The following is an 18,641-nucleotide window of genomic DNA, read 5'->3' as shown; positions in this document are numbered from 1 at the left end:
CTGCACGTGATGATTAAGCAATACCTGCAAGTCACTAAACCAGGAATTATTTTCGGCAATTTAATTTCTGTCGTTGGGGGATTCCTGCTCGCTTCCAAAGGGAGCATCGACTATCCCCTGTTTCTCGCCACCCTGGTGGGTGTCTCGTTGGTGGTCGCGTCGGGCTGTGTGTTTAACAACTACATCGACCGCGACATCGACAAGAAAATGGAGAGAACGAAGAATCGGGTGCTGGTAAAAGGCCTGATCGCGCCGAGTGTCACCCTGGTTTATGCGACCGTGTTGGGTATTGCGGGCTTCGCGTTGCTGTATATCGCGGCCAACCCGCTGGCCATGTGGCTGGCGGTGATGGGCTTTGTGGTTTATGTCGGCGTTTACAGCCTGTACATGAAACGCCACTCGGTCTACGGCACGCTGATCGGCAGCCTGTCGGGCGCCGCGCCGCCGGTTATCGGCTATTGCGCGGTGACCAACGAGTTCGACGCCGGCGCGTTGATCCTGCTGGCTATCTTTAGCCTGTGGCAGATGCCGCATTCTTATGCGATCGCTATCTTCCGCTTTAAAGATTACCAGGCGGCCAACATTCCGGTCCTGCCGGTGGTGAAAGGCATTTCCGTCGCCAAGAACCACATCACGGTCTACATCCTGGCGTTTATGATCGCCACGCTGATGCTGACCTTGGTAGGTTATGCCGGCTACAAGTACCTGATCGTCGCTGCGGCGGTGAGCGTATGGTGGCTCGGCATGGCGCTGCGCGGTTACAAGACCGAAAACGACAGCGTCTGGGCGCGTAAACTGTTCGTGTTCTCCATCGTCGCCATCACCTCGCTGAGCGTGATGATGTCGATCGACTTCAGCGCCACGGCGGCGCCTGAAGCGCTGGTGACCTACGTTTGGTAAGCCAAATCATCTGTGAATGGGCCGCTTTTGCGGCCCATTTTATTTGTCACGCCGAAAAGCGGCCGAACTGTAATATCTGTTAAACAACATTCGATTTACCCCCCCTGCCCTGCACACTAAAATGACGCAGCTTTACAGAAGTCATGCCATCAGGCGCTGTTTCAACGTCTGATGGCATGGTTTTTACCGAGGTTTGATGTGAACGATAATTCAATGACCCCGCAGGAGCGCCGCGCCACCTGGGGATTGGGCACCGTATTCTCCCTGCGCATGCTCGGCATGTTTATGGTACTGCCGGTGCTGACCACCTACGGCATGGCGCTCAACGGCGCCAGCGAAGCGCTGATCGGCATCGCCATCGGCATCTACGGCCTGGCGCAGGCGGTGTTTCAAATCCCGTTCGGCCTGGTGTCCGATCGCATCGGCCGCAAGCCGCTGATCGTCGGCGGCCTGCTGATCTTTGCCCTCGGCAGCGTGATCGCCGCCGCGACCGATTCGATCTGGGGCGTGATCCTCGGCCGCGCGCTGCAAGGCTCCGGCGCGATCGCCGCCGCGGTCATGGCGCTGCTCTCCGATCTGACCCGCGAGCAGAACCGCACCAAGGCGATGGCGTTTATCGGCGTCAGCTTCGGCATCACCTTTGCCATCGCCATGGTATTGGGCCCTATCATCACCCACGCCTTCGGCCTGCATGCGCTGTTCTGGATGATCGCCGTACTGGCGCTGGCCGGCATTGTCATCACCCTGGCGGTAGTGCCTTCCGCCGACACTCACCTGCTGAACCGCGAGTCCAGCATCGTGCGCGGCAGCTTCCGCAAAGTGCTGAGCAACTCGCGCCTGCTGAAGCTCAACTTCGGCATCATGTGCCTGCATATCCTGCTGATGTCGAGCTTCGTGGCGCTGCCGCTGGCGATGGAAAAAGCCGGGCTGGCGGCCAGCGAGCACTGGATCGTCTACCTGGTCACCATGCTGGTATCGTTCGCCGCCGTGGTGCCTTTCATCATCTATGCCGAAAAATATCGCCGCATGAAGCAGGTCTTTATGGGCTGCGTGGCAGTGCTGTTCTGCGCCGAAGTGCTGCTGTGGCTCTCCGGCGCGCACCTGTGGGGCATCATCGCCGGCGTGCAGCTGTTCTTCATGGCCTTCAACGTGATGGAAGCCATTCTGCCTTCGCTGATCAGCAAAGAGTCACCGGCCGGCTACAAGGGCACCGCGATGGGGGTCTACTCCACCAGCCAGTTTATCGGCGTGGCGATCGGCGGCAGCCTCGGCGGCTGGCTGTACGGTTTGCAGGGGGCGGGCTTGGTGTTTATCGCCGGCGCCGTGCTGGCCGCGCTCTGGTTCCTGGTCAGCAGCACCATGAAAGAACCGCCGTATGTCAGCAGCCTGCGCATTACGCTGTCGGAACTGGCGGTGAAAGATTCGGCGCTGGAAAGCCGCCTGAAGGCGCAGCCCGGCGTGGCCGAGGCGATCGTAGTGCCGGAAGAGCGCAGCGCCTACGTCAAGGTGGATACCAAGCAGACCAATCGCGGTCAGTTGGAAGCGCTGGTCAATTCGCTGTAAAGAATCAGGGCCGGCAATGCCGGCCCCGTAGAGATTAATCGCGGAAGTTCTTGAACTGGAACGGCTGCCCCAGATCGCCGCCGCGCACCAGCGCCATCACGCTCTGCAAATCGTCGCGTGACTTACCGGTCACCCGCACTTCTTCGCCCTGGATCTGCGCCTGCACCTTCAGCTTGCTGTCTTTGATCAGCTTGACGATTTTCTTCGCCACAGAGGTTTCAATCCCCTGCTTCAGCTTGGCTTCCACGCTGTAGGTTTTACCGCTGTGGGTAAACTCTTCCGGGATCTCCAGCGCGGCGCCGTCGATGCTGCGCTTGCTCAGCTTTTCGCGCAGAATATCGAGCAGCTGCTGCACCTGGAAATCAGACTCGGTGGCAACCTTGATGCTTTGATCTTTCTCGTTTAGCTCAAAGCTGGCCGGCACGTTGCGAAAATCCCAGCGGGTGCCGAGATCGCGGGTGGCGTTCTCAACGGCGTTACGCACTTCCTGCATATCAATTTCGGAAACGATGTCGAAAGATGGCATACTTCTTCCTCCTGAATGAGTGCCTAATAGCTTAGGCGATTTTGATGCCGAGCATGATAACCGCTTTGCCGCCTCAGACAAAATCTGCTGAACGCACGCAGGGATAGCGCTTCGGGCTGCCATAAAGCCTATAGTTAATTCACGGTAATTGAGCGGTATTCCCGTGTTTCCAAGGAGACTGAATGAAAATAACCATTCTTGGTTGCGGCGCGCTCGGACAACTGTGGCTCTCCCGGCTGTATCAGCAGGGCCACGATGTACAGGGATGGCTAAGAGTGCCGCAGCCTTTTTGCGCGGTGAACGTGATAGAGCCGGAAGGCGTCTCGTTTAATCGCAACTTGCCCACTAACGATCCGCAGCACCTTGCGCAAAGCGAGCTGCTGCTGGTGACGCTGAAAGCCTGGCAGGTGTCCAGCGCGGTCAGCGCGCTGCTGCCGAAGCTGAACCCCCAGTGCGCCATTTTGCTGCTGCACAACGGCATGGGCACCCAAGAGGAGCTGCCGCCGAACGGCCAGCCGATCCTGCAGGGCACCACCACCCACGCCGCGCGCCACGAAGGCAGCACCATTATCCACGTCGCCACCGGCATCACCCACATCGGCCCGACCTCGCCGGCCGCCCAGCACCTCAGCCACCTGGCGGAAGTGCTGCATCAGGCGCTGCCCGACGTTGCCTGGCACAACAACATCGCCTCGGCCAACTGGCGCAAGCTGGCGGTCAACTGCGTGATCAACCCGCTGACGGCGCTGTACGGCTGCCGTAACGGCGATCTGCAGCGTTACCCGGAACAGATCGAAACGCTGTGCCGTGAAGTCGCCAGCGTGATGGCGATGGAGGGCTACCACACCTCCTGCGAAGGCCTGATGCAATACGTGATGGACGTGATCCACAGCACCGCCGACAACGTTTCGTCGATGCTGCAGGACATCCGCAACCAGCGGCACACCGAGATCGACTACATCACCGGCTATCTGCTGCGCCGCGCGCGCAGCCACGGCCTCACGCTGCCGGAGAATGCGCGGCTGTTTGAACTGATTAAACGAAAGGAAAATGAATATGAGCGTATCGGCGCTGGTCTGCCTGGCACCTGGTAGCGAAGAAACCGAAGCCGTCACTGCCATCGATCTGCTGGTGCGGGCGGGCGTAAAAGTCACTACCGCCAGCGTTGCCGGCGACGGCGAGCTGACTATCGTCTGTTCGCGCGGCGTCAAACTGCTGGCCGACGCGCCGCTGGTGGCGATCGTCGATGAGCCGTTCGACGCCATCGTGCTGCCCGGCGGCCTGAAAGGCGCAGAATGCTTCCGCGACAGCCCGCTGCTGGTGGAAAAGGTGCGGCAGATGCATCTGCAGGGCAACATCGTCGCCGCCATCTGCGCGGCACCGGCGCTGGTGCTGCAGCACCACGATCTGTTCCCGGTCGGCAACATGACCGGCTTCCCTGGCCTGAAAGACCAGATCCCGGCGGATAAATGGATGGAGCGCCGCGTGGTGTACGACGCCCGCGTCAACCTGCTCACCAGCCAGGGGCCGGGCACCGCGATGGAGTTCGCGCTGAAGCTGATAGACCTGCTGCTCGGCAAGGCCAAAGCGGCGGAGATCGCCGCGCAGCTGGTGCTGATCCCGGGGATGTACGATTTTCGCGACTGAGCGGCTTGCCGATAAAAAAAGGGCTGAACACCGGTTCAGCCCTTGTCGTTTATGCCGCTCCGTGCGTTACGGGCGATAAACCTTCACGTTGCTGAAGCCTTGCTCCAGCAGGTACAGCGCCTGCAGGCGGCTCATCACGCCGCGCTCGCAATACAGCAGATAGGTTTTGCTCTGATCCAGATCGCCGAACTGGGTGCTCAGCTTGTAGAACGGCAGCGCTTTCACTTCAACCTGTTCCAGCTGCAGCGGCTTCTCTTCCTGCTCGTCGTTGGAGCGGATATCCAGGATCACCTCGTCGGCGCCGAAGGCCGCGACGGTTTCCACCTCGGTTACCTGCTCCTGCGCCTGCTCGGCGATAGAGCGAATATCGACGTTCTTCGCTTCGCTCACCACCCGGTCGAGAATGCTGAAATCGAAGTGGCTCTCTTCCTCTTCGATCTTGGCCTTGATCGCTTTCACCGTCGGGCTCTTCGAAATCACACCGCAGTATTCCGGCATGGTTTTGGCGAAGTCTTCGGTGCCGATTTCGCGCGCCAGTTTGATGATGTGCTCTTTATCGTGCGAGATCAGCGGACGCAGGATCAGGGTATCGGACGCATTGTCGATCAAACGCAGGTTGGTCAGCGTCTGGCTGGAGACCTGCCCCAGCGCCTCGCCGGTCACCAGCGCCTGCACGCCGTAGCGTTCGGCCACTTGCGAAGCGGCTCGCACCATCATGCGCTTGAGCACCACGCCCATCTGGCCGTCGTCGACCTTCTCCAGGATCTCACCCACCACCGGCTCGAAGTCGATGGCGACGAAGCGCACCTTGTGCGAGCTGGCGAAGCGATTCCACAGGTAGTGCGCCACCTGCTTCACGCCGATCTCGTGCGCGGCGCCGCCCAGGTTGAAGAAGCAGAAGTGCACGCGGCAGCCGCGGCGCATCAGCATGTAGCTGGACACGCCCGAGTCGAAACCGCCGGAAATCAGCGACATTACGTCTTCCTGAGTGCCGACCGGGTAACCGCCGATGCCTTCGAGGCGGCGTTTGACCAGCATCAGCTTGTCGTCTTCGATCTCCAGGTTTACCGTGACCTGCGGGCGGGTCAGGTTAACGCGCGCGCTTTCGATGTGTTGGTTCAGGCCGCCGCCGACGTAGCGCTCCACGTCCTGCGAGTTGAACGCCTGCTTGCCGCGGCGCTTGACGCGCACGCAGAAGGTTTTGCCTTCCAACTGGGCGCGGTAGGCTTCCAGCGTCTGCTCAAAGATGTGGTGGATATCGGTATAAGCGCGATCTTCCACTTCCAGAATATGGTGGATACCGGGAATGCGCGTCAGGGCGTCGGCAATGATCGGCCGCTGGTTTTCATCTTTGGCGCGAACTTCGATATGATCCCAGTGACGGACGACCGCCAGCGTTTCATCATACTGCTTCAGGACGTTGCGAATATTGGTCGAGAGAATCTTGATAAAGCGCAAGCGCACAGATTGGCTCTTGATGGTGATTTCCGGGAACAATTTAATGATAAACTTCATGGCGGTCTTTGTTGTCAGATAAGAATTACGGCGCGGAGTATATCACCATATCGCCGTGCTCTGCGCACAAAACCACACATGAGCGCCATGATTTGCTAATCAAGATCCGCTAGGATAGGCTCTGGCGCCACGGTTCACATGATGACGTAAAAAGAAAATTATGCCGAAAAAACCAGCACAATCAGCCAGTACAGAGCAAACTGCCAGCTTTGAAAGCGCCCTCGGCGAGCTGGAAAGCATCGTGACGCGTCTGGAGTCGGGCGAACTGCCGCTGGAAGACGCGCTGAACGAGTTCGAACGCGGCGTACAGCTGGCGCGTCAGGGCCAGCAGAAACTGCAACAGGCGGAACAGCGTGTGCAGATACTTCTTAACGACAGCGCTGACGATGCGGCGCTGGCGCCTTTCACACCGGATGCCGAGTAACCGACATGTCTGAGATCGCCCCATCGGCCGCTTTTGCCGATCAACTGCAGATTTTCCGCCAGCGCGCCGATCGCGCGCTGCTGGACTTCATCGCCCCGCTGCCGTTCAACGACGGCAACATGGTGGCGGCGATGCGTCACGGCGCCTTACTGGGCGGCAAGCGCCTGCGCCCATTCCTGGTGTACACCACCGGCCAGATGTTCGGCGTGTCGCTGGCTAACCTGGACGCGCCGGCGGCGGCGGTGGAATGTATTCACGCCTACTCGCTGATCCACGACGATCTGCCGGCGATGGACGACGACGATCTGCGCCGCGGCCAGCCGACCTGCCACATTAAATTCGGCGAAGCCAACGCGATACTGGCCGGCGATGCGCTGCAAACGCTGGCGTTTTCGATCCTGGCCGATGCCGAAATGCCTGACGTAGCCCTGCGCGATCGGCTGGCGATGGTCTCTGAACTGGCGACCGCCAGCGGCGTAGCCGGCATGTGCGGCGGCCAATCGCTGGATCTGGAAGCCGAAGGCAAGCGCGTTGATCTGCAGGCGCTGGAGCAGATCCACCGCCATAAAACCGGCGCGCTGATCCGCGCGGCGGTGCGCCTGGGCGCGCTGAGCGCCGGCGAAGCCGGGCGCGCGGCGCTGCCGCAGCTGGATCGTTACGCCGCTGCGGTTGGCCTGGCGTTCCAGGTACAGGATGACATTTTGGACGTTGTCGGCGAGACTGAAAAAATCGGCAAGCGCCAGGGAGCGGACCAACAACACGGAAAGAGTACCTACCCGGCGTTACTCGGGCTTGACAGCGCGAAAGCAAAAGCGTGGGATCTCTATCAGGAAGCATTAGCTGCATTGGACACTTTGGCAGCGCAATCTTATAACACAGCGCCATTGCGAGCGTTAGCCAGCTTCATTATTGAACGCGACAATTAACGTATGACGTTAACTCCTCTGATATGAGTATCGAATGAGTCTTGATATAGCCAAATACCCAACCCTGGCGCTAGCGGAAAACCCCGAGGAACTCCGCTCACTGCCCAAAGAGAGCTTGCCGAAGCTGTGCGATGAGCTGCGGCAATACCTGCTGAACAGCGTCAGTCGCTCCAGCGGCCACTTTGCCTCCGGGCTGGGTACCGTCGAACTGACGGTGGCGTTGCATTTCGTCTACAACACGCCGTTCGATCACCTGGTGTGGGACGTCGGCCACCAGGCCTACCCGCACAAAATTCTGACCGGCCGCCGCGACCGTATCGCCACCATTCGGCAAAAAAACGGCCTGCATCCGTTCCCGTGGCGCGCCGAAAGCGAATACGACGTGCTGTCGGTCGGCCACTCGTCGACCTCGATCAGCGCCGGCCTCGGCATGGCGGTGGCGGCGGAGCGTGAAGGCAAAGGCCGCCGCACGGTGTGCGTGATCGGCGACGGCGCCATCACCGCCGGCATGGCGTTCGAAGCGATGAACCACGCCGGCGACATCAACCCGGACATGCTGGTAGTGCTGAACGACAATGAGATGTCGATCTCGGAAAACGTCGGCGCGCTGAACAATCACCTGGCGCAGCTGCTGTCCGGCAAGCTTTACTCCACCCTGCGCGAAGGCGGCAAGAAAGTGCTGGCCGGCGTGCCGCCGATCAAGGAGCTGGTGAAACGCACCGAAGAGCACCTGAAAGGCATGGTGGTGCCGGGCACGCTGTTCGAAGAGCTGGGTTTCAACTACATCGGCCCGGTAGACGGGCACGACGTGCAGGGGCTGGTTGCCACGTTGAAAAACATGCGCGATCTGAAAGGCCCGCAGCTGTTGCACATCATGACCAAGAAAGGCCGCGGTTACGCACCGGCGGAGAAGGATCCGATCAGCTTCCACGCCGTACCGAAGTTCGATCCTGCCAGCGGTACGCTGCCGAAAAGCGCCGGCGGTCTGCCGACCTATTCGAAAATCTTCGGCGACTGGCTGTGTGAAACCGCCGCCAAAGACAGCTCGCTGATGGCAATCACGCCGGCCATGCGCGAAGGTTCCGGCATGGTGCAGTTCTCCCGCGACTACCCGCAGCAATATTTCGACGTGGCGATCGCCGAGCAGCACGCGGTCACCTTCGCCGCCGGGCTGGCGATCGGCGGCTACAAGCCGGTGGTGGCGATCTATTCCACCTTCCTGCAGCGCGCCTACGACCAGCTGATCCATGACGTGGCAATCCAGAACCTGCCGGTGATGTTCGCCATCGATCGCGGCGGCATCGTCGGCGCCGACGGCCAGACTCACCAGGGGGCGTTCGATCTGTCGTTCATGCGCTGCATCCCGACCATGGTGATCATGACGCCGAGCGACGAGAACGAATGCCGCCAGATGCTGTATACCGGCTATCACTACAATGCCGGCCCGAGCGCCGTGCGCTATCCGCGCGGCACCGGCACCGGCGCGGCGCTGGAGCCGCTCAGCCTGCTGCCGATCGGCAAAGGCGTGGTACGCCGCCAGGGGGAGAAGATCGCCATTCTCAACTTCGGCACCCTGCTGCCGGAGGCCGCGCAAGCGGCGGAAGCGCTCAACGCCACGCTGGTCGACATGCGCTTCGTCAAACCGCTGGACGAGCAGCTGGTGCTCGAACTGGCCGCCAGCCATGAAACGCTGGTCACGCTGGAAGAGAACGCGATCATGGGCGGCGCCGGCAGCGGCGTTAACGAACTGCTAATGGCCAAACGCCGTCCGGTGCCGGTGCTGAACCTCGGCCTGCCGGACAGCTTCGTCTCGCAGGGCACCCAGGAAGAACTGCGCGCCGATCTGGGGTTGGATGCCGCCGGCATCCAGCGGCAAATCGAAACCTGGCTGGCGCAGTAATCGCCACTCGCGCCTGACAAAACGCCTCCGCCTTCGGGGGCGTTTTCATTTCCGCCCTCCGGGATCCGCGCTACAGTTACTGTCTGAGCTGTGAATGGGAGGCAAGCATGAAGTACCTGAAACTGGGCAACACCGATCTGAACGTCTCGCGTATCTGCCTGGGTTGCATGACCTACGGCGAACCGAACCGCGGCAATCACGCCTGGACGCTGCCGGAAGAGAGCAGCCGCCCGCTGCTGAAACAGGCGCTGGAAGCCGGCATCAACTTTTTCGACACCGCCAACAGCTATTCCGACGGCAGCAGCGAGGAAATCCTCGGCCGGGCGCTGCGCGACTATGCACGCCGCGAAGACGTGGTGGTCGCCACCAAGGTGTATTTCCCGCTGAGTAACCTGAAGCGCGGTTTATCGCGCGCCAACATCATGCAGTCCATCGACGACAGCCTGCAGCGCCTGGGCACCGACTATGTCGATTTGCTGCAGATCCACCGCTGGGATTACGAAACGCCGCTGGAAGAGACGCTGGAAGCGCTGCACGACGTGGTGAAAGCCGGTAAGGCGCGTTACATCGGCGCCTCCTCGATGTACGCCTGGCAGTTCGCCAAGGCGCTGTATACCGCCGATCTGCACGGCTGGACGCGCTTCGTCAGCATGCAGGATCAATACAACCTGATTCAGCGCGAAGAAGAGCGCGAAATGCATCCGCTGTGCGCCGCCGAAGGCATCGCCGTGCTGCCGTGGAGCCCGCTGGCACGCGGCCGCCTGACCCGCCCCTGGGGCGAAACCACCGCGCGGCTGGTTTCCGACCAGTTCGGCAAGAGCCTGTATGAGGAAACTGAAGGCATCGACGCCATTATCGCCGAGCGCGTCGCCAGCCTCGCCGAGGAACGCGGCGTTTCACGCGCACAGATCGCGCTGGCCTGGCTGCTGAACAAACCGGCGGTCAGCACGCCGATCGTCGGCGCTTCGCGCAGCGAACAGCTGGACGACGCCATCGCCGCGGTCGATTTGAGTTTGTCGCCGCAAGAGGTCGCGGAGCTGGAGACGGCTTACGTGCCGCATCGGGTGACGGGATTTGAATAAGAGAGACGGGCGCGAAACAGCGCGCCCGTCTGTCAGAACAGCCCGATCGGCCAGTGGTGCCCAATCAGGTAGATGATGCCGGCGGACAGCACGCCGGCGATGATATCGTCGACCATGATGCCCATGCCGCCATGCACGTTGCGGTCGAACCAGCGGATCGGCCACGGTTTCCACATATCCAGAATGCGGAAGATGACGAAACCGGCGGCAACCCAGCGCCAGTCGTTGACCGGCAGCGCCATCAGCGTGATCCACATGCCGACGAACTCGTCCCAAACGATGCTGCCGTGATCGTGCACCTTCATGTCTTTTGCCGTGCGGTGGCAAATATAGACGCCGATGCAGATGCTGAACATCACCGCCAGCGAGTAAAGCTGCCACGGTAGCTGGATCAGCAGCAGCCAGAACGGGATCGCCGCCAGCGATCCCATGGTGCCCGGCATCACCGGCGACAAACCGCTGCCAAACCCGGTGGCCAGCAGGTGCCACGGATTGCTCATCCGCAGCCGACGCTTGGCTTCATCCATGGGTGCCCGGCTCCGCGTTGAAATGATCGAACCCAATCCAATCCAGCTCTACCGCTTCGTCGTTGCGATAATAGCGGATGCCTTCAGACAGCGGGCCAATTTGGCCGATGCAGGTGTAGTCGGCCCCGAGGTGGCTCAGCGCCACTTCCAGCGCGCCGCGGTTGATCTCCGGCACGGTGAAGCACAGTTCGTAATCTTCACCGCCCGCCAGCGCCCAGCGCAGCGCCTGCTCGGCATCGGCGTGGCTGCTCAGCGCCTGCGACATCGGCAGCTCGTCCAGCACGATGCGCGCGCCACAGTCGCTGGCCTTCAGGATATGCTTCAGATCGGAAATCAGGCCGTCGGAGATGTCGATCGCCGAGCTGGCCAGATCCCGCAGCGCCTGCCCCTGCAGCACCCGCGGCTGCGGCCGCAGATGGCGGGCGACCAGATAATCGCGCGCCGCCGCATCCTTCACCGCCAGGCGATCCTGCAGGATCGCCAGACCGGCGGCGCTGTCGCCCAGCGTGCCGGTCACATAGATCCAGTCGCCGATGCGCGCACCGCTGCGGGTCAGCGCCCGGCCGGCCGGGATCAGCCCCTGAATGGTCAACGTCATGCTCAGCGGGCCGCGCGTGGTATCGCCGCCGATCAGTTGCATGCCGTAATAGTTGAGCTGGTCGAACAGGCTGTCGCTGAAGGCCTTCAGCCAGGGCTCGTCCACCTCCGGCAGGGTCAGCGCCAGCGAAAGCCAGGCCGGATCGGCGCCCATCGCCGCCAGATCGCTCAGATTGACCGCCAGCGCCTTATAGCCGAGATCGGCCGGATCGATGTCCGGCAGGAAGTGAATGCCCGCGACCAACGTATCGGTACTGACGGCCACCAGCTGTTTTTCCGGCACTGCCAGCAGTGCGCAGTCATCTCCAATGCCCAACTGTACATCCCGGCGCACGCGCTTAAACCGGTCAAAATAGCGGGCAATGAGGTCAAATTCGCCGCATGCCATATCGATATTCCACTAGAAGAAATTAAGGCCGGGAATGCCGGCCTTAAAGTTTTACTTTTTCTTGCGAAGGGTTGGCGCCACTTTATCCAGCACGCCGTTCACAAACTTGTGGCTGTCTTCCGCGCCGAAGGTTTTCGCCAGTTCGATCGCTTCGTTGATTGCCACCTTGTAAGGGACATCCTCGCGCATTTTCAGTTCAAACAGCGCGACGCGCAGCACCGCGCGCTCCACCTGGCCCAGCTCTTCGAGCTGACGCGACAGGTAAGGCGCCATCAGTTCGTCCAGCATACCTGCATTCACTGCCGCGCCGGACAGCAACTCGCGAAAATAGGCGACGTCAACATCTTTGACATCCTGCTCCGTCAGGAACTGGTGTTCAACATCGGCAAGGTCGTTTTTAGACAACTGCCAAGAGTAAAGCGCTTGAACAGCGCACTCACGAGCGCGGCGACGAGCAGCAGGTTTCACGGAATTCCCCTTAACTAAATTCAGGCTTTAATAGCTTTGATAACATTAATCATTTCAAGTGCGGTCAGCGCGGCTTCAGCGCCCTTGTTGCCCGCTTTGGTGCCGGCGCGTTCGATCGCCTGCTCGATGCTTTCGGTGGTCAGCACGCCAAAAGCAACCGGGATTTCGGCATTCATCGCAACGTTGCCGATGCCGGAGCTGGCTTCGCCCGCCACATATTCGAAGTGCGCGGTGCCCCCACGGATAACGGTGCCCAGCGCGATAACCGCGTCGTATTTGCCGGTTTTGGCCAATACGCTCGCCGTCAGCGGCAGCTCGTAAGCGCCCGGGACCCAGACAACGGTGATGTTGTCGTCAGCAACCTGACCAATGCGTTTCAGCGCGTCGATGGCGCCTTCCAGCAGGCTGTCGTTGATGAAATTGTTAAAACGTGCAATTGCGATCGCCACACGGGCATTTGGAGTAGCAACAACACCTTCGATAACTTTCATGGGCTTTCCTTAAAAATGGGTTCAATACCCCGCAGGGGGGCGGATTCTATCATATTCTTTCATCGCCTGCGCGGCGCTTTTGTAAAACCGGCGCGCGGGCGCGAGATTCAGTGTTTCGCCCGCAGGCGCAAACGCAGATCGGGGCCGACCTGACGCACGTCGCTAAAGACGAATTCCGGCGCGTCGGCCAATCGCTCCAGGCCCGGCAGGTGGCACAGGCCACGGCCATTATCGCCCAACAGTTTCGGCGCGATGTACAAAATGAGCTCATCCACCAGGCCGGCCTGCAGCAGCGCGCCGGCCAGCGATGCGCCCGCCTCCACCCAGATTGAATTCACCTGGCGCTTGGCCAACAGCATCATCATCACCACCAGATCGACGCCGCCGCCGTGCGCCGGGCAGATAAACTGCTCAACGTCTTGCGGCCAGGCCTGTTCATCCGCCTGCAGGCGTGCCAGCCAGGTGGCGCCAGGCTGCTGCACCACGCGGTGCTGCGGGGTAATGCGGTTTTGGCTGTCGAGCAGGATGCGCAGCGGCTGGCGTAGATTGTCGCGCGGATAGAGGCGCTGCGTCTCGGCGTCCAATTCATCCCAACGCACCGTCAGCGACGGATCGTCCGCCAGCACGGTGGCGCTGGTGCTGAGAATGGCGGCGCTCTGCGCGCGCAGGCGCTGCACGTCCTGACGCGCTTCGGGTGAGGTGATCCACTGGCTCTCGCCGGAGGCCATCGCCGTGCGGCCGTCCAGCGACGCGCCCAGCTTCAGCTGCACGTAAGGGAAGCCGGTGCGCATGCGCTTGAGGAAGCCCAGATTGACCGATTCGGCCTCGGCCAGCATCAGGCCGTGCCGCACCTCGAGGCCGGCCTGCTGCAGCTTGTACAGCCCGCGCCCCGCCACCTGCGGGTTAGGATCTTGCATCGCCGCGACCACCCGCGTCACGCCGGCGGCCACCAGCGCATCGGCGCAGGGCGGCGTGCGGCCGTGATGGCTGCACGGCTCGAGCGTAACATAGGCGGTGGCGCCGCGCGCCTTGTCGCCCGCCATGCGCAGCGCGTGCACTTCCGCGTGCGGCTCGCCGGCGCGCAGATGGTAGCCTTCACCGACAATTTCGCCGTCGCGCACGATAACGCAGCCGACGTTCGGATTGGGCGCGGTGGTAAAACGCCCCAACCGCGCCAGTTCGAAGGCGCGCGCCATGTAAAATTCGTCGTGATGCATGAAAGATCCTTTAGTCTTGCAGGCGGGCAATCTCTTCGCCGAACTCGCGCACGTCTTCGAAGCTGCGGTACACCGACGCGAAGCGAATATAGGCGACCTTATCCAGCTTTTTCAGCGCGTCCATCACCAGATTGCCCACCAACTTGGTCGGCACTTCGCGTTCGCCGGTGGCGCGCAGTTGGGATTTGATATGGTTAAGGGCGTTTTCCACGTCGTCCGAGCTGACCGGGCGCTTTTCCAGCGCTTTCAGCATGCCGCGGCGCAGTTTGTCTTCGTTGAACGGCTCGCGCACCTCATCGCTTTTAATCACTCGCGGCATCACCAGCTCGGCCACCTCAAAGGTGGTGAAGCGTTCATTGCACACCAGACACTGGCGGCGACGGCGCACTTGCGAACCGTCCCCCACCAGGCGGGAATCAATGACTTTGGTATCAACGGCGGCGCAGAAAGGGCAATGCATAACACGTCCTGATAAACGTTTTTTATAGATAAAAGCAGTTTACCCCGAAGTGCAGCCACAACAAAGGGCGGCGGCCATTTGTTGCGACACGCGGCCAGGAAGCGGCACCGATATGACTTTCCCCTCCGGGCGGACTAAGCTGATAGCAGGAGATTCAGCATAGGAAATCGCCGACATGACAACCTGTTACCCCAAAATCGCCCTGCTCGCCGCCGCCGTGTTGTTGACGGGCTGCGCGCACAACGCCGCCGTGCCTCAGCTGCGCCATCAGGTCGCCGCGCTGAACCAGAAAGTGAGCGTGCTGACCGATCAAACCACCGCGCTGGAGCGGCAGAATCAGCTCAATCAGCACTCCGACAACGGCGTCTACCTGCTGCCAGCAGCCCGGAGCGCCGCCCGTTTGCAGAGCAGCCTCGGCGAACTGAGCGTTTCGCTGAGCCACATCAAGAGCGAAGCCAACGGCACGCAGGCGCAGCTGCATGTGCGCATCCTCTCGCAGGCCACGCTGCCGCCGTTCAACGCGGTGGTGGAATGGGGCCCACTGGATGAAGCCACCGGCCGGCCGTTGACCGCCGAGGCGCTGTCGCAACCGATCGCCAGCGCCGATTCACTGCTGCCAAAACCCGGCCAGGACTTCGAACTGCGCTTCAGCGGCCTGACGCCGGAACAGCTGGGCTATATCCGCCTGCACAGTCTGGTTTCGACCGCCCAACCGGCGGTGGTGCAGCCGTACTGAAACCCGAAGCAAAAAAAAGGAGCGCCATCGGCGCTCCTTCTCATTTCGCTGAATACTGCGGCGGTTAAGGCAGAATCGAAGGCTGATCTGCGCCCTCTTTTTCCACTTTTTGCTGCAGCATGTGTTCGCGTTTCATCCCCAGCTTCAACGCCAGCGCGGACGCGACGTAGATGGAGGAAACGGTACCGATCGACACGCCGATCAGCATCGCCAGCGAGAAGCCTTGCAGCATCGCGCCACCGAAGATGTACAGCATCAGCACCACCATCAGGGTGGTCCCGGAAGTCATCAGCGTACGGCTCAGCGTCTGGGTCAACGACACGTTCATGATTTCGTAAGGCGTGCCGCGGCGGATCTTGCGGAAGTTCTCACGAATACGGTCGGAAACCACGATGCTGTCGTTCAGCGAGTAACCGATAACCGACATCAGGGACGCGACGATGGTCAGGTCAATCTCGATGTGGAACAGCGACAGCACGCCCAGCGTGATGATCACGTCGTGCGCCAGCGCGATAACCGCCCCCAGCGCCAGGCGCCATTCGAAGCGGAAACCGACGTAGATCAGGATACAGATCAACGCCACCAGCAGCGCCATGCCGCCGGTTTGCGCCAGCTCGCTGCCCACGCTCGGGCCGACGAACTCAATGCGCTTCACGGTGGCGTTTTTATCCACCGAGTCGTTGATCACGCCGATCACCTTGTTGCCCAGTTCCTGGCCTGCGGTGCCGGTCGCCGGTGGCATGCGCACCATCACGTCGCGGCTGCTGCCGAAGTTCTGGATGATCGGATCCTGGAACCCGGCCTTCTCCAGCGTATCGCGCATCAGGTCGAGATTGGCCGGCTTCTCCAGGTTGATTTCAATCACCGTACCGCCGGTGAAATCCAGACCCCAGTTAAACCCGCGCACCGACATGGTGACGATCGACGCGACCAACAGCAGCAACGAGATGCCGAAGGCCACGTAGTCCCAGCGCATAAAGTCGTAGACTTTACGGCCGTAGTTGAGTTGCTCAACAGTATAATCCTGTGCCACAACGCACTCCTCAGATAGACAGCTTGTTAATGCGTTTGCCGCCGTAAAGCAGGTTGACGATGGCACGGGTACCGACAATCGCGGTGAACATGGACGTCGCCACACCGATAGCGGTGGTGATCGCAAAGCCTTTGATCGAACCGGTGCCCACTGCGTACAGGATGACCGCGGTGATCAGCGTGGTGATGTTGGCGTCGACGATACTGGAGAACGCGCCTTTATAGCCTTCATGGATCGCCTGCTGAACGGACCTGCCGTTCTTCAGCTCTTCCTTGATACGTTCGTTAATCAGTACGTTGGCGTCAACCGCCACCGCCAGCGTCAACACGATCCCGGCAATGCCCGGCATGGTCAGCGTCGCCCCTGGCAACAGGGACATCACGCCGACGATCAGCACCAGGTTGGCGACCAGCGCCGTGGTGGCGATCACGCCGAACTTACGGTACCAGACCACCATGAAGACGATGGACGCCACCAGGCCCCACAGACAGGCTTCCAGACCTTGGGTAATGTTCTGCTGACCCAGGGTTGGACCGATGGTGCGCTCTTCGACGATCTGAATCGGCGCGATCAGCGCGCCCGCACGCAGCAGCAGCGAAAGCTGACGCGCTTCGTTCGGGTTGCCGATACCGGTGATGCGGAAGCTGTTGCCCAGACGCGACTGAATGTTCGCCACGTTGATCACTTCTTCCTGTTTCACCAGCACCGCGCGGCCATTGGCGTCTTTCTTGCCGCTGTCCTTATACTCCACGAACAGGGTCGCCATCGGCTTGCCGATGTTGTCCTTGGTGAAGTTGGACATGGACGTGCCGCCGGCGCTGTCCAGCGAGATGTTAACCTGCGGCTGGTTGTATTCGTCGGTGCTCGAGGTAGAGTCGGTGATGTGATCACCGGTCAGGATCACGCGCTTGTACAGCACGATCGGCTGGCCGTCACGGGTGTATTTCACCTCGGAATCGCCAGGCACGCGGCCGTTGGCCGCCGCAGTGGCGTCCGCATTGGTGTTCACCAGACGGAACTCCAGGGTCGCGGTGGCGCCCAGAATTTCTTTGGCGCGCGCGGTGTCCTGAATGCCCGGCAGCTCGACCACGATGCGGTCGGCGCCCTGGCGCTGCACCAGCGGTTCGGCGACGCCGAGCTGGTTGACGCGGTTACGCAGGATAGTGATGTTCTGCTGGACGGCGTATTCGCGCGCTTCGCTCAGACGGGCATCCGTCAGGCTGGCTTTCATGGTGTTGGCGCCGTTGGCGGACAGCACCAGATCGCGCTGACGCGGGCCGATGTAGCTGATGGCCTGATCGCGGGCCGCATCGTCACGGAAGCGAACTTCCACGCCGTTGTTGTCCAGCTTGCGGATAGACGCATAAGGAATGCCCTTCTCGCGCAGCTCGCTGCGCAGGGTATCCATGGTCTGTTCCTGCAGCTTGCTCAGCGCGGTGTCCATGTCCACTTCCATCAGGAAGTGCACGCCGCCGCGCAGGTCCAGGCCGAGTTTCATCGGCTCTGCGCCCAGCATGGCCAGCCAGGTCGGCGTGGCCGGCGCCAGGTTCAGCGCCACGACGAATTTGTCACCCAGCTCGGTCACCAGCGCTTCGCGGGCGCGCAGCTGAACGTCAGGATCTTTAAAGCGAGCCAGGATGGCGCCATTTTCCAGCGCAATCGACTTGCTCGCGATGTTGTCTTTTTCTAATACGGTACGGACCTGGTCCAGCGTAGTTTCACTGGCGGCGACGCCGCGCGCGCCAGTGATTTGTACGGCCGGATCCTCACCGTAGATGTTGGGAAGCGCATAAAGCAGACCGACGAGGATCACGACGATCAACATCAGATACTTCCACAAAGGATAACGGTTTAGCACGGCAATTCCCTTCGGGAAAAAAGATTACAGGGCCTTCATGGTACCTTTCGGCAGAACGGCCGCCACGAAGTCACGCTTGATCATCACTTCCGTGGTGTCGTTCAGCGCGATGGCGATGATGCCGGTGTCGGCCACTTTGGTCACACGACCGATCAGGCCGCCGGTGGTCAGCACTTCGTCGCCTTTACCGATGGAGTCCATCAGCTTCTTGTGATCTTTAGCGCGCTTCTGCTGTGGGCGCAGGATCATGAAGTAGAAGATCAGGCCGAACACCACCAGCATAATGATCAGAGAGTACGGGCTTCCCTGAGCCGGAGCCCCTGCGGATGCGACGGCGTCAGAAATGAAAAAGCTCATTGAAATTCCCTCATTAAGTTATCAAT

Annotated in this window: 20 protein-coding genes; 9 read left to right on the top strand and 11 right to left on the bottom strand. The window is 60.9% G+C overall.

The features are described from left to right. Positions 1–9: 9 nt before the first annotated feature. Both cyoE and V8N38_RS04805 read left to right on the top strand, forming a co-directional pair. Entirely contained in the window at positions 10–900 is an 891-nt protein-coding gene (gene cyoE / locus V8N38_RS04810; protein WP_015376842.1) for a heme o synthase, read from the top strand. A 198-nt stretch (positions 901–1,098) separates the two neighbouring features. Next, positions 1,099–2,463 carry an MFS transporter gene (locus V8N38_RS04805; protein WP_060423360.1) on the top strand — a complete coding sequence of 455 codons (1,365 nt, stop codon included), beginning with the start codon at positions 1,099–1,101 and terminating at the stop codon, positions 2,461–2,463. Between the two features lie 34 nt (positions 2,464–2,497). Here the strand turns inward: V8N38_RS04805 and V8N38_RS04800 are convergent, their stop codons facing one another. Beyond that, complete coding sequence (locus V8N38_RS04800) at positions 2,498–2,989, bottom strand: YajQ family cyclic di-GMP-binding protein (protein ID WP_025301759.1); 492 nt, start codon at positions 2,987–2,989, stop codon at positions 2,498–2,500. A 182-nt stretch (positions 2,990–3,171) separates the two neighbouring features. Between V8N38_RS04800 and panE the strand changes: the two genes are divergently transcribed. Further along, positions 3,172–4,083 (top strand): 2-dehydropantoate 2-reductase, encoded by a 912-nt coding sequence (gene panE, locus V8N38_RS04795; RefSeq protein ID WP_147839390.1) that lies wholly within the window; start codon positions 3,172–3,174, stop codon positions 4,081–4,083. Then, entirely contained in the window at positions 4,046–4,636 is a 591-nt protein-coding gene (gene yajL / locus V8N38_RS04790; protein ID WP_063918839.1) for a protein deglycase YajL, read from the top strand. The genes panE and yajL overlap by 38 nt, the downstream gene beginning before the upstream one ends. A gap of 66 nt (positions 4,637–4,702) precedes the next feature. On the opposite strand, the gene thiI is transcribed toward yajL, so the two are convergent. Then, on the bottom strand, positions 4,703–6,151 hold the full coding sequence (gene thiI, locus V8N38_RS04785; protein WP_047728729.1) for a tRNA uracil 4-sulfurtransferase ThiI: 1,449 nt from the start codon (positions 6,149–6,151) through the stop codon (positions 4,703–4,705). 160 nt (positions 6,152–6,311) lie between these two features. Between thiI and xseB the strand changes: the two genes are divergently transcribed. The 4 genes from xseB to V8N38_RS04765 all read left to right on the top strand — a co-directional run bounded on the left by xseB (position 6,312) and on the right by V8N38_RS04765 (position 10,483). Next, positions 6,312–6,575 carry an exodeoxyribonuclease VII small subunit gene (gene xseB / locus V8N38_RS04780; RefSeq protein ID WP_015376838.1) on the top strand — a complete coding sequence of 88 codons (264 nt, stop codon included), beginning with the start codon at positions 6,312–6,314 and terminating at the stop codon, positions 6,573–6,575. A 5-nt stretch (positions 6,576–6,580) separates the two neighbouring features. Further along, positions 6,581–7,501 carry a (2E,6E)-farnesyl diphosphate synthase gene (gene ispA / locus V8N38_RS04775; RefSeq protein WP_047728733.1) on the top strand — a complete coding sequence of 307 codons (921 nt, stop codon included), beginning with the start codon at positions 6,581–6,583 and terminating at the stop codon, positions 7,499–7,501. A 34-nt stretch (positions 7,502–7,535) separates the two neighbouring features. Beyond that, on the top strand, positions 7,536–9,401 hold the full coding sequence (dxs, locus tag V8N38_RS04770; RefSeq protein ID WP_055316790.1) for a 1-deoxy-D-xylulose-5-phosphate synthase: 1,866 nt from the start codon (positions 7,536–7,538) through the stop codon (positions 9,399–9,401). Between the two features lie 107 nt (positions 9,402–9,508). Further along, positions 9,509–10,483, top strand: a complete 975-nt coding sequence (locus tag V8N38_RS04765) for an aldo/keto reductase (protein WP_087763279.1) — start codon at positions 9,509–9,511, stop codon at positions 10,481–10,483. A 32-nt stretch (positions 10,484–10,515) separates the two neighbouring features. On the opposite strand, the gene pgpA is transcribed toward V8N38_RS04765, so the two are convergent. From pgpA to nrdR, 6 genes are all read right to left on the bottom strand, one after another. Then, on the bottom strand, positions 10,516–11,010 hold the full coding sequence (gene pgpA / locus V8N38_RS04760; protein WP_004940382.1) for a phosphatidylglycerophosphatase A: 495 nt from the start codon (positions 11,008–11,010) through the stop codon (positions 10,516–10,518). Beyond that, complete coding sequence (gene thiL / locus V8N38_RS04755) at positions 11,003–11,995, bottom strand: thiamine-phosphate kinase (protein ID WP_070915536.1); 993 nt, start codon at positions 11,993–11,995, stop codon at positions 11,003–11,005. The genes pgpA and thiL overlap by 8 nt, the downstream gene beginning before the upstream one ends. A gap of 51 nt (positions 11,996–12,046) precedes the next feature. Further along, positions 12,047–12,463, bottom strand: a complete 417-nt coding sequence (gene nusB / locus V8N38_RS04750) for a transcription antitermination factor NusB (RefSeq protein WP_004940384.1) — start codon at positions 12,461–12,463, stop codon at positions 12,047–12,049. Positions 12,464–12,483: 20 nt separating this feature from the next. Then, positions 12,484–12,954 (bottom strand): 6,7-dimethyl-8-ribityllumazine synthase, encoded by a 471-nt coding sequence (gene ribE / locus V8N38_RS04745; RefSeq protein WP_004940385.1) that lies wholly within the window; start codon positions 12,952–12,954, stop codon positions 12,484–12,486. Positions 12,955–13,061: 107 nt separating this feature from the next. After that, positions 13,062–14,171, bottom strand: coding sequence for a bifunctional diaminohydroxyphosphoribosylaminopyrimidine deaminase/5-amino-6-(5-phosphoribosylamino)uracil reductase RibD (ribD, locus tag V8N38_RS04740; protein WP_147839389.1), 1,110 nt, complete (start codon positions 14,169–14,171; stop codon positions 13,062–13,064). A 10-nt stretch (positions 14,172–14,181) separates the two neighbouring features. Beyond that, the gene (gene nrdR, locus V8N38_RS04735; protein WP_004940387.1) at positions 14,182–14,631 is read right to left on the bottom strand and encodes a transcriptional regulator NrdR; all 450 of its coding nucleotides are present in this window, start codon (positions 14,629–14,631) and stop codon (positions 14,182–14,184) included. Between the two features lie 175 nt (positions 14,632–14,806). On the opposite strand from nrdR, the gene V8N38_RS04730 reads away from it, so the two are divergent. Continuing rightward, positions 14,807–15,367 carry a DUF3251 domain-containing protein gene (locus V8N38_RS04730; RefSeq protein ID WP_147839388.1) on the top strand — a complete coding sequence of 187 codons (561 nt, stop codon included), beginning with the start codon at positions 14,807–14,809 and terminating at the stop codon, positions 15,365–15,367. 64 nt (positions 15,368–15,431) lie between these two features. On the opposite strand, the gene secF is transcribed toward V8N38_RS04730, so the two are convergent. The 3 genes from secF to yajC are packed head-to-tail and all read right to left on the bottom strand — an operon-like array spanning position 15,432 to position 18,615. After that, a complete protein-coding gene (gene secF / locus V8N38_RS04725; protein WP_060423338.1) occupies positions 15,432–16,400 on the bottom strand; it encodes a protein translocase subunit SecF in 969 nt (322 codons plus the stop codon). A gap of 10 nt (positions 16,401–16,410) precedes the next feature. Beyond that, positions 16,411–18,258: a protein translocase subunit SecD gene (gene secD, locus V8N38_RS04720; protein WP_071845295.1), complete on the bottom strand. Its 1,848-nt coding sequence runs from the start codon at positions 18,256–18,258 to the stop codon at positions 16,411–16,413. Between the two features lie 24 nt (positions 18,259–18,282). Next, on the bottom strand, positions 18,283–18,615 hold the full coding sequence (gene yajC / locus V8N38_RS04715) for a preprotein translocase subunit YajC (protein ID WP_004940391.1): 333 nt from the start codon (positions 18,613–18,615) through the stop codon (positions 18,283–18,285). Between the last annotated feature and the right edge of the window lie 26 nt (positions 18,616–18,641).

Origin of the sequence: Serratia nevei, assembly GCF_037948395.1 — a bacterium.
In the GTDB taxonomy this organism is placed as follows: domain Bacteria; phylum Pseudomonadota; class Gammaproteobacteria; order Enterobacterales; family Enterobacteriaceae; genus Serratia; species Serratia nevei.
This window is presented reverse-complemented; position numbering and strand designations above follow the sequence as displayed.